Origin of the sequence: Oliverpabstia sp. (assembly GCF_022785585.1) — a bacterium.
In the GTDB taxonomy this organism is placed as follows: Bacteria; Bacillota; Clostridia; order Lachnospirales; family Lachnospiraceae; genus Oliverpabstia; species Oliverpabstia intestinalis.
This window is the reverse complement of sequence record NZ_JALFPR010000024.1, coordinates 1-11,255: the sequence shown is the minus strand read 5'-3', so window position 1 is coordinate 11,255 and position 11,255 is coordinate 1. Positions and strand designations below refer to the sequence as shown.

The 11,255-nt window shown below is 43.9% G+C and carries 8 protein-coding genes; all 8 read right to left on the bottom strand.

Translation table 11 applies throughout. From position 1 onward, the window contains the following. Positions 1-1,893 (bottom strand): family 78 glycoside hydrolase catalytic domain (locus MSA64_RS01130; protein ID WP_287890190.1); only part of this gene is annotated, 1,893 nt, incomplete at its 3' end. A gap of 407 nt (positions 1,894-2,300) precedes the next feature. After that, entirely contained in the window at positions 2,301-4,340 is a 2,040-nt protein-coding gene (locus tag MSA64_RS01125) for a beta-galactosidase (RefSeq protein WP_287890189.1), read from the bottom strand. Positions 4,341-4,380: 40 nt separating this feature from the next. Beyond that, complete coding sequence (locus tag MSA64_RS01120) at positions 4,381-5,265, bottom strand: carbohydrate ABC transporter permease (RefSeq protein WP_117523180.1); 885 nt, start codon at positions 5,263-5,265, stop codon at positions 4,381-4,383. After that, complete coding sequence (locus MSA64_RS01115; RefSeq protein WP_117523182.1) at positions 5,262-6,197, bottom strand: carbohydrate ABC transporter permease; 936 nt, start codon at positions 6,195-6,197, stop codon at positions 5,262-5,264. Before MSA64_RS01115 ends, MSA64_RS01120 begins: the two co-directional genes overlap by 4 nt. Positions 6,198-6,302: 105 nt before the next feature. After that, a complete protein-coding gene (locus MSA64_RS01110; protein WP_154431076.1) occupies positions 6,303-7,679 on the bottom strand; it encodes an ABC transporter substrate-binding protein in 1,377 nt (458 codons plus the stop codon). A gap of 20 nt (positions 7,680-7,699) precedes the next feature. After that, positions 7,700-8,779, bottom strand: a complete 1,080-nt coding sequence (locus tag MSA64_RS01105) for a LacI family DNA-binding transcriptional regulator (protein WP_287890188.1) — start codon at positions 8,777-8,779, stop codon at positions 7,700-7,702. 385 nt (positions 8,780-9,164) lie between these two features. Next, entirely contained in the window at positions 9,165-9,812 is a 648-nt protein-coding gene (locus MSA64_RS01100) for a PHP domain-containing protein (RefSeq protein ID WP_287890187.1), read from the bottom strand. A gap of 37 nt (positions 9,813-9,849) precedes the next feature. Then, positions 9,850-11,091, bottom strand: a complete 1,242-nt coding sequence (locus MSA64_RS01095; RefSeq protein ID WP_287890186.1) for a J domain-containing protein — start codon at positions 11,089-11,091, stop codon at positions 9,850-9,852. Positions 11,092-11,255 lie beyond the last annotated feature (164 nt).

Below are 11,255 nucleotides of genomic sequence, written 5' to 3'. Positions count from 1 at the left end.
TGCCACGGATCCGTATGCGTAGTGGTTAAATGAATTCATATCAGTACTCCAGAACTCTCCGTTTTCCATGATGCCGTCCCAATGTTCCCAGATCGTTGTTGCGCCTTTCCCCACCGCATACAGCCAGGACGGATATTCTTTCCTGCATAACAGCGTATAGGCAAGATCCGTATATCCGTAATTACTCAGTACATGCAGGATATACGGCGTTCCGACGAATCCGGTACGCATCTGGCAGCCATCGTTTCGAATCATCTGTGCCAATGCATCCGCTGTTTTCTGACAGTCTTCTGCCAGTCCAAACTGAACCGCCAGAATATGTTCCGTCTGTGTCCCGTACTCCGGATATGTGTTTCTGAAAGTCTCCACGATTTTTTCATGAAGTGCCTCGTACGCCTTCACATCTTCCCCGATCACACGTCCTGCCTTTATTACAAGTTCTGTCGAATGTGCATAAAATGCAGACGCAATAAAATCTTCTCTGCTTGATCCCTTATAGCTTCCCTGCGGCGCATCCAGACCGAGCCAGTCACCGAAGTGTTCTCCACCTGTCCACAGATATGGGGTGGTTGTGTGACTTGTCACATAATCCACCCATTTTTTCATACTGGCAAACTGATCTTTTAAGATCTGCGGATTGCCATACGTCTGATAGATCTGCCACGGACAGATCGTCGCCGCATCTGCCCAGGCGGCACTGGCATTTCCGCCAACCAGATAGTCCGGAACTACATGACCTACTGCACCGTTCTCCATCTGATCCGCTGCCAGATCGTGAAGCCATTTTGTAAAGAACCGCTCCACATCAAAATTATAGCTTGCAGTTTTAGTAAATACCTGTGCATCCCCGGTCCAGCCAAGCCGTTCGTCACGCTGCGGGCAGTCTGTCGGCACATCCAGGAAGTTGCCTCTTTGTCCCCAGAAGATATTGGAGATCAGCTGATTCAGAGCCGGATCCGAAGTCCGGATTTCACCGGTTTTTCGGATGTTGGAATATACTGCGATTCCCCGGAACTGTTCCGGCGTTGCTTCTCCCGGAAATTCGTCCAGCAAAAGGTATCGGAAACCAAAGAACGTCAGCGCAGGATGCCAGGTCTGTGTTCCCTCGTTGCAGATATAATTTATCTCCGCTTTTGCACTTCTGTAATTTGCATTGTAGAAATTTCCTTCTGCATCCAGAACTTCTCCATGAAGGATATGGATCCTGTCACCTGCATGAGCGTCCACGGTAAACTCCACATATCCGGTGATTTCCTGCCCGAAATCAACGACCATTTCTCCTGCCGGTGTGCGGAAAACAGATTTTGCTGTCACCACTTCCTGCTCCCGGATCTCTTCCCCTTCCTGCGGAATCAGAATCTCTTTTGACCATGCGAATTCTTTTACTGTATTCCACTCTTTCGTCACAAAAGTGTCATCACAGAACTCCCCGTCGTAAATCTCACTGAAACGAATCCTGCTTTCTCCCCATATCCAGCTCTGATCCGTTACGATTACTTCTTCGCTTCCATCCATGTATACAATATGGATTTCTCCAAGAATGCCTCCCGGACGACCCATTCTTTGCAGTTTGTCAGGTGTGTCCTGCCATCCGGGCATCGGGGAGCGAAACCACCCTTTCCCAAGTGTTACGGTAAGTTCATTTTCCTCTCCCACCAGATCTGTAATGTCATATTCCTGGTACTGCAATCTTTTATCATAAGCCGTCCACCCCGGTGCCAGCACATAATTTCCAACTCTTTTTCCATTCAGATGTGCCTCATACACTCCCAGCGCCGTCAGATATAAAGTCGCACGTTCTACCTTCTTTTCCGTCTTCCATCCCTTTCGAAAAACCGGACACACCCCACCGGTATCTTTCGAAGTCCGGATCCATTTTGCCTGAAACTCCATAGTTCCACCTCCCACCAACTACTGCATTTATACAGTTTCTCTTATAACTTAGTGTACAACTTTTTCGCCATAACAGGAATATCTTTCATGACCTTTTATCCACTTTTTCCATCTCTTCTACAAATTTTTCTTCCGTCTTCGATCATTTCATCTACTGCCTGACACATATCAATTTCTTCCTCTTCTTCTGATATTGTAATCGGTGTATTTGTTATCTTCTGGAAATATATAAAAGCATTGAGACTTCTCCGAATATGGAATCAAGATATGTTTTTAGAAATGATAATTGAATTCCTCAATGAATGGAAATAGTATGCTTTGCAGTTATATTAACACCTGCTGATTTTTTGTCTATCTTATTTTTCAAGAGGCGATGGATTTTCTTTCCACCGCCTCTTTTCACACCCTTATTTCAGTACTCTTACCTCAAACGGTTTCAGCACAACCGTACCGCTCACTTTTTCACCTGTATACAGATCCGTCATCTCTTCTTTGACCTGGATCTCGGCTTCTGCGTCTTTGTAGTTCAGAACGAAGCAATACTCGGTATCGTCTTTCTTTCTTACAGCCAGTTCGCAGGTTTCCGGGATCTCCAGTTTTGCTTTGTATGGATCTTTCACACCCAGTTTCTCCAGAAATACTTCTGCTGTTTCTTCTGAGAATGCTGCGCCGAAGTAATATACGGTTCCTTCTCCGTAAGTATTCTTAATCAGTCCAGGTTCTCCTGCATAATAGCAGTTCTCGTATCTTCCAAGAACTTCTGCATGTTCACCCACTGCTGCCAGCTGATCGTTAAATACAGCAGCTTCCAGCTTCGTGCCATCCCAGTCGATCACGATATCTTTGTTGTCCGGGGATACCAGTGTGTATTCCGGAATATCCACACCGCTCATCTCGGCAAATTTGCCCGGCAGTTTGTCCATGACACAACGGCCGTACATATCTTTGTATCCGCTTCTGCAGCCCAGAACCAGGCAGCCGCCATTCTTTACATACTCTTCCAGTACGGCTTTTCTCTCCTCTGAGATCAGTACCGGATGCGGGTAGAACAGTACGCTATATGGTTTCAGGTCTTCTGCGGTTATATCGTCGCGCAGATAGATATAATCCATCGGTGTATGGGTTCTCTGTGCAGCTTCGAAGATGCCAAGCTGGCTCTTCCACTCTACTTTTTCATGCCATACATCCAGCTGGCTGTCCCATGTGTTGTCATAGTCTTTCAGGAAACCAACTTTTGCTTCATACTTGGAGCCTGCAAGCTCAGACAGTTTCTGGAATTTCTCATGAACCGATTTAACTTCTGCCAGTCTGCGGTTGTCTCTTCCGGAATAATCCAGGATACCATGCCAGTAAATCTCAGTACCGTAAGTACAGGTTCTCCAGCGGAAATAGCTGACATAGTCTGCACCATGTGCCACACTCTGCATGGTCCACAGGGTCATCTGTCCCGGCTTCGGAGTCGGAGCTGCCATACCGGTATTCCATCCGTTGGCTCCGGACTGCTGTTCCATGATACCGAAGTTTTTGGATACCGCACGAACCTCAGACAGGTTACGGCTCCACATACGGTCTTTCAGGAAGTTATCCTTGTTGTACGCATCCAGACAATAAGCAAAGTTCGGATAAGAATCATATGTGATGAAATCCAGACTCTCGTTTGTCATTCTCTGGTTGTCCAGGTTGCCGAACAGACCGTTGGTGGTGATAAAATCACCCGGTTTGATGTATTTGCGGATGATATCGCTCTGCAGTTTTGCGAATTTGCATGCGCTGTCAGATACGAATCTGGTATAATCCAATACTTCATGAGGGTTGGTGTTGTTGCTCAGAGTGGTTCTTGGCACATACACTTCCTCAAAGCTGTTGTATGTCTGATTCCAGAAGTTGGTTCCCCATGCTTCGTTCAGTGCATCAATGCTTCCGTATTTTTCCATCAGAAATTTGCGGAAAGCGATGGTATCACTCTCAGAATAGAACTCATTTTTCTCACAGTTGATCTCGTTGTCGATCTGCCATCCAATGATTGCCGGATGTTTTGCATAATGAGATGCAGATTTTTCCACAATAATTCTGGTCAGTTCCTGGTATTTCGGAGAGTTGTAGTTGTAATGTCTTCTTCCGCCATGACGGTACAGAACACCGTCCATGTTTGCATTCAGAACTTCCGGATATTTCTCGGTCAGCCAGGCCGGCGGCGTAGCTGTCGGGGTACAAAAGATCACTTTCATACCCATATCAGCAGCTACATCCAGAAATCTGTCAAAGAAATCATAGTTGAATACACCTTCGTACCGCTCGATCTTGCTCCATGCAAATTCTGCGATTCGGATTACTTCGATGCCGTTTTCCAGCATTCTTTTCAGGTCGTCACGCCAGAGACTTTCGTCCCAGTGTTCCGGGTAATAACAGGTCCCCAATACCAGTCTTTCGCCATTTACAATTTCCATAAGATTACCTCACTTTTTATCAATACATTATGTCTAGTTATTATTCTTTTACTGCGCCGGATGTCAGACCTGACATGAAGAACTTGGATGCACTTAAGAATGCGATCAACAGCGGCAGAACCGCACATGTACTTGCAAACATCAGTGCGCCGTAGTCGGTACCACGGTCACCAACCATGGTCTTCAGCATCAGCGGCAGAGTCATTTTTTCCGGTCTTCTCAGGATCATCAGAGGCTGCATGAAGTCATTCCATACGTTTACGAACTGCATAATACCCAGAGAAGCATAAGCAGGTTTCAGGATCGGAGCAATAACACGGAAAAAGATTGTCCACTCACTACATCCGTCGATTCGCGCTGCTTCTACCAATGATACCGGTACATTATTCTGACAATACTGCCTCATCCAGAAAATGCCAAACGCATTGGCACAACTCGGGATGATCAACGCCTGGAAGCTATTCAGCCAGCCAAGTTTTGACATCATGATAAACCATGGAATAATACCTGCTGTCCACGGAACCATCATAGTTCCCAGCAGTACTGCAAAGAGAACTTTTCTTCCCGGAAACTGATATACTGCGAAAGCATATCCTCCGATAGAACAGAAAAATAATACCAGGATAACATTTCCAAAAGTCACAATACAGCTATTCAGGAAGGACAGCGGGAAGTTTACTGCCTGAATCATATTTTTCAGGTTAGTTACTATATTCGTTCCGAACCACATTGCAGGAGGAAAAGAATAAATTTCACTGGTTGTATGTGTTGCCATAACGAACATCATGTAGAACGGAATCAACATGATCAATGCAATAAATCCAAGTACAATATACAGGGAAACTTTCTTTCCTATCGGATGGATTTTGGAAATTACTGCTAAAACAACGGCTATTATTAAGATTCCAATTAAAAGTGTTTTCATTTACCGTATTTCCTCCTTCCCTCATCTTTCTCCTCTGAAAATTTATTAACGAATACAGAGATAATTACGATCATAATTGTGATTACATATGCACATGCAGATGCATATCCATAAGAGTTACCACCCTGTGGTGCTTTATTTAACAGATACATCATCAATGTCAAACCACCATTATTTACGCCACCGGTCCAGCTGGAGTTTGTCAGGATGAACGGTTCTGTGAACAGGTTGAACATACCGATACTGGACTGTACGATTGTAAATACGATGATTGGTTTTAACAGCGGGATAACAATGCTGAACATAACTCTTGTGTCGGAAGCACCGTCGATCTTGGCTGCTTCATAGATATCACCACTGATACCCTGCATACCGGCCAGATAGATAACCATGTTCCATCCTACCCATTTCCATGCAAACATCACGATTACGGCAACTTTGATCAGACTTCCGTCTCCGCCAAGCCAGTTGATAGCTTTCTGTCCAAACAAACTTAAAAACCAGTTGATGATACCATAGTTATTTCCAAACAAATTCTGGAAAATAATAGAAATAGCAACAGAACTGGTTACCATAGGCATGAAGTAAATGGTCTTAAAGATGTTTTCACCTTCTACCAGTTTGGAGTTCAGGATATAAGCCAGTGCAAGACCTCCAAGCAGGATCGGAATATGTGCCAGAATACCGATTAACAGTGTGTTTGATAAAGCTTTCCAGAACAGACTGTCTTTAAACAAATTAATATAATTTGTAACACCATTAAAATGCATCGGACCGATGCCATCCCATCTGAAAAAGCTCAGACCAAATCCGGCTACAATAGGAAACAGACCGAAGATAGCGAATAAAATATAAAACGGTGCGACGTATGCATATGCCACTTTATTCTTTTTTAACGTATAAACAAACCCTTTTTTCTTTGTTGTGTTCAAAAGTGATCCTCCTTCCGTTCATCAGTATCTCTATTCAAAATCAGCCGCCGACCGGACGGTTCCGATACAGCGGCCGATATGAAATCTTTAATTGTACTGATTCACTTATTTGTCCCAAACACCTGCATCCTTCAAGGTCTGAATCTGCTGTTCTTTTACCTCTGCTGTCGCTTTTTCAATATCTGATTTTACCAGGTCACGGATACCTTCTGCATCCAGACCCTGCTCCAGGCCGGCATTTACAGAGCTATAGATACATCCTTCAGCTGTAGTGTCCATCATAGTTGTATTTACAGGCTTCAGTTCCTTGGCCAGTTCTGCCCACAGTTTTTTCGGCTGCTGACCACTGAAGTAGTCATCTGTTGCATCATAGATTTCTGTATCTTCATATGCCGGTGTGTATGCCGGGAAGTAATCTACGGCCTGGAAGATATCGTTCTGTCCTTCTTTGGTTGCCAACATATATTTAACAAATGCCCATGCTGCTGCTTTGTTTTTGCTCTGTTCCGGAATTACCAGGAAAGATCCACCCCAGTTGGAAGCCTTTACTCCACCAGGCATTTTAGCAACACCCCATTTGCCGGATGCATCCGGAGCATAATCGGTTTTCAGGAATCCACCGAACCATCCACCAGTGCACACAGATACCAGACTTCCATCTCCGTATGCTGCAGTTGCTTCTGTACTCCACATATCAACGTTCATATCCAGACCTTCTTCACGCATCTTGATGACTGCGTTCAGGCAATCCAGGTCACCATCTCTTTCAATCTGAAGATTCAGGTCTTCATCATAATAATCTCTGTTACAAAACAGTTCAAAATACAGATAAGAAGCATCCGGTAACAGCCAGCGTTTTCCAGGAATATTTACTTTTCTTGCTACTTCCAGTACGCCGTCCCATGTGCTCATCAGTTCAGCAACCTCATCCGGATCTGTCGGAAGTCCACATTCCTCGAAAATATCAGTACGATAGAAATATGTACATGGTCCTACATCCCACGGAATCAGCCGAACAGCGCTTCCATCTGCTGATTTACACTGATCCCACTTGAATTTCACAAAATCTTTTTCCAGTTCTCCTGCATTATATGGCTCCTCCAGCAGGTTTGTTAACGCTGAGGATTCACGATACTCAGCCACATGAGCACCTTCAACCATGGCAACATCCGGAGCACCATCTCCTGCTGAAAGAGCTGTCTGCAAAGCCTGATGATGTGCTGTTGTATCTGTAAACTGCATTTCTACTTCAATATTTGGATATACTTTATGGAATCCTTCCATAGCTGCTTCAAATCCATCATCTCCAGACGGCCATCCGCCTACTGTAATTGTACCTTTGATGCTTTCCGGATCTGAAAAATCTGCCTCTGAAACATCATCGCCACCTCCGTTGGATCCTCCACAAGCTGCAAGTCCAATCGTCATGGTTGCTGCCATAACACATGCTAAACCTTTCTTAATCATATTTCTTTTCTTCATACACTGACCTCCTGCGTTCTCTAAACACGTAGATTCTTTACACTTTCTCCCAGCTGCAATTTAGGTTTAATATGCACCATATATCTTCTATTAGTTTTCTCAATCATGTCAATCAGAATATTGGCACATTCTTGTCCCTGTTTTTGCGGAAACATATTAATTGTGGTAAGGGTAGGGGAAAGATACTTCCTGATCCCTGTTCCGTCTATTCCCATCACAGAAATCTGATCCGGTACTTTGACTCCAAGTTCCTGAAATCCTCTTATCATTCCAATTGCAAATTCATCATTAAAACAAATGACTGCAGTCGCATCCAGCTTTCGTTCCATAAAAATCTGTGCTGCAACCTTTCCTTTTCCAAAGAAATCTTCTTCCTGATACATACTATGTCCCGGTAAATCCTCAGAAAATGGGGCGATTCTGGGATCATTTTTCATTTCATTTTTATGAATCGCCAATACGTATTTTTCCCATCGACTATTTCCGATTACCTTCTTGATATAATTTTTATATGCCAGATATCGAGAATTGGGGTCATTCATATCATATGGAAATCCATAGGCTATGATTTTGTGACCCATGTTGTTTAGATAGTTCAAAGCAATTTCCATCGCCTTGTACATATCCACTTCCACCAGCGGTACCGACTTCGGGATGTCTGCTACATTACAAAAAGATGCACTTACTATCGGCAGATAATAATTTTTTCCAACTTTTTTCATATAGTAGCTTGTCATATTTTCATTCGGCATTATAATTCCATCCACCATGGTATCCTTGATGCATTCAAATGACATCACACCATTTACGGTTACCAGATATCCTCTTTCGTTTGCTGCCTGACACATTCCTCTGTACATATCAATATAATATCCGTTGCTCAGATCTTTACAGTAATACAAAATCTGTTTTGTTCTCCGTTCCTGTAAGCTCATGGCTACCGGTTGAGGAACATAACCTAACCTTTCTGCTGTTGCTATGATTTTTTTTCGCTTACTTTCCTCCACATATCCGCTATTATTTAATGCTCTTGATACTACCGATATAGAAACCTCACATAATTCCGCAATGTCTTTTCTTGTAACTGGTTTCTTGCCCATATCTCTTCCACTCCTTGTCTTTTTGTGCACTTTATATAACAAGAGTTGGTTTTTTACATCCGCACTAGTACTTTTGATGTATTTATTTTATTTTACCATCGTCTTGTTGTCCATGTCGCTATATGTGGTCACGCGACCACAGTGGTTATTTTGTCATTTTTGTCATTTTTTTGTGCGATTTAACTATTTTTTCATGTGTTTTATATGCTTTTTTACGATAATCTTTGCTTTCTTTAGTATATACAAGTTACAAAAAAAGCATACATGTGTATCAAAATGCATGTATGCTTTCCTCTTTTTTTATTATTTTGTAACTGTTCATTACACACAGTTACGTTTATTTTGCCCATTGCTCATATATGCAGAAACCGAAGTTTTTTCTCTTCTATGCCAGTTTTCTCAAAACCTCTGCCAGCTCCCTACTATCCCGCACATCCTCATCTATCACAAAATCTACCAGTCCCACCTGAGGAATCTCATGGCAGTCGCTTCCCCGGGTTATGATCAGGTGCTCTCTTCCCGGTTCCTTCAGCCATGCGTCCAGTTTTTCATTATGGTTGTCATGTCCGGAATTAAAGTTTCTCTCCACACCATGCAGATACTTCGGATTCTGTATCTGACAGTATTCCCGGAAAGGGTGAGCCTGTATCAGGACACATCCATTTTCCTCACAGATCTCATATAATTCCTGCAGACTGCAGCCACAAATGTCCATATGCTCCCGGATAAAATCCTTTGTCACGCCGTATACCAGATAATCCTCCGGTCCGCATTCCAGACGGATCTCCATACCGAGGATCACCCTCAGACCTACACGTTCTCCCTCTTCTTTTGCCAGCTCATACCCGCGAAGATAAGTCTGATAATGCTCCTCTGTCGTCTCACCCCACAGGTGCATGATCCCCTTGTCAAAATGATTGGTGATCACGATTCCGTCATATCCGGCCTCTTTATATCCGTCTACCAGTTCCTTTGCTTTAATCACCGCACACGGGCTGACTTCACAGTCATGTGCATGCATCTCTAATCTCATACTTTTATTTTCCTTTCTTTCTGTTTTTTATAACCTGTTATCGCCGGTTCTTTATCTTCAGCACAATCGCCCTGATTCCAAGAATCACCATCCAGATGATAGATTCGAACCAAACCATTACCACAAGAAAAATTCCGGTGTCTGCATCCCAAAACAAATTGTCGGATATGGTCGTAATCAATCCCAGAAACGACAGCCAGAACAGGATCCCGGCAATCCAGATCTGAGAAATTCCCACGCTGTAATGTGTTCGAAGACCTGCGTATAATATTCCCAGTCCCAGAATCACAACGATCAGCATAAGCATAGTCGAAAAAGAGGACTTCCACTCTTCTCCACAGATTCCCTGTAACTGACCGATTCCAATCGCAGCAAATGCCGCCGCACCCCATACATTTGGATTCTCTTTTTTATTCTTCTGTTCCAGATAACGAATCAGCACCTTCGCTGACTCTGCACCGGATCCGGAATAAATCTTTTGCAGCGTCAGGTACACTTTCCTCTTCACCGGATATTTTTCCAGAAGATCAATCAGTCCGCTGACATATGCTTCCTGCAGCATCACTGCCTTGTTTTCTCTACGGAAGAAGAACGGTTTATACAGTTCCGTCCGATTTCTTCGCCTTCTATCTTCAAGGATCAGTTCCAGTTCATACAGCGAATCCCGGATTGCCCGGCGGGTCTGCTCCTGCAATTTTTCCTGTTCTCTCTGCCAGTCCATTTTTCTTCGCTGTGTTTCCGCTTCCCGTTTCCACTGTTCCCGGCGCTCCGCTTCTTCAAACGCATCAAACCGGAATTCCCAGTGACTGATATCCTGATATGCCTCTGTATTTTTTCTCTCCTGTTCAAGAGTTTCTTTTTTCTGCTGAGCCTCCGACTTCTCATTTTCCTGTAGATCTTCTGCGTCTTTTTCTGTCCTTTTCCAGGATTCTTCTGTTGCATCACTCTCTTCAAAATCCTCGTCAAACGCTTCTTCCGACTCTTCGCTTTCTTCCTGTTCCTCTTCCTCTTTCCACCGTGTATCAGATTCACACATTTCTTCTGATTCCCATTCAGATTCCGTCTTTTCTCCGTCTGAAAACCAGTCATCCACCGCATCTGATGACCAGTTTTCCCCCCGGTCGGTCAGAAGCTGATAGGCTTCCTGAATCTGGTTAAATTCCTTCGGATGTTCTTCCGGGTGATATTCCTTCGCCAGTCGTGCATACGCTTCCCGAATTTCTCTTCTTGTGCTTCCCGGCATCAGTTGTAAGATCCGGTATGCTGTCAGCTGGTCCACGAATGATCATCCCCTTCCTTTTTCCATAACTCCTCCTCGTCCGTTTCTTCATTGTCCGGATCCTGTGCTTCCTCTTCGTCCCACAGATCCCAGTCAGACTCCGATGCATCGAATTCTTCCTCAAACGGATCATAATATTCCAGCATACTGACCGCTTTCTCCAG

Bases quoted from the DNA above. Each gene is read 5' to 3' on its own strand.
- MSA64_RS01125 (WP_287890189.1), bottom strand. From the start codon at position 4,340: ATGGAAATTGTAAATGGCGAAAGACTGGTATTGGGGACCTGTTATTAC.
- MSA64_RS01120 (WP_117523180.1), bottom strand. From the start codon at position 5,265: ATGAAAACACTTTTAATTGGAATCTTAATAATAGCCGTTGTTTTAGCA.
- MSA64_RS01110 (WP_154431076.1), bottom strand. From the start codon at position 7,679: ATGAAGAAAAGAAATATGATTAAGAAAGGTTTAGCATGTGTTATGGCA.
- MSA64_RS01105 (WP_287890188.1), bottom strand. From the start codon at position 8,779: ATGGGCAAGAAACCAGTTACAAGAAAAGACATTGCGGAATTATGTGAG.
- MSA64_RS01100 (WP_287890187.1), bottom strand. From the start codon at position 9,812: ATGAGATTAGAGATGCATGCACATGACTGTGAAGTCAGCCCGTGTGCG.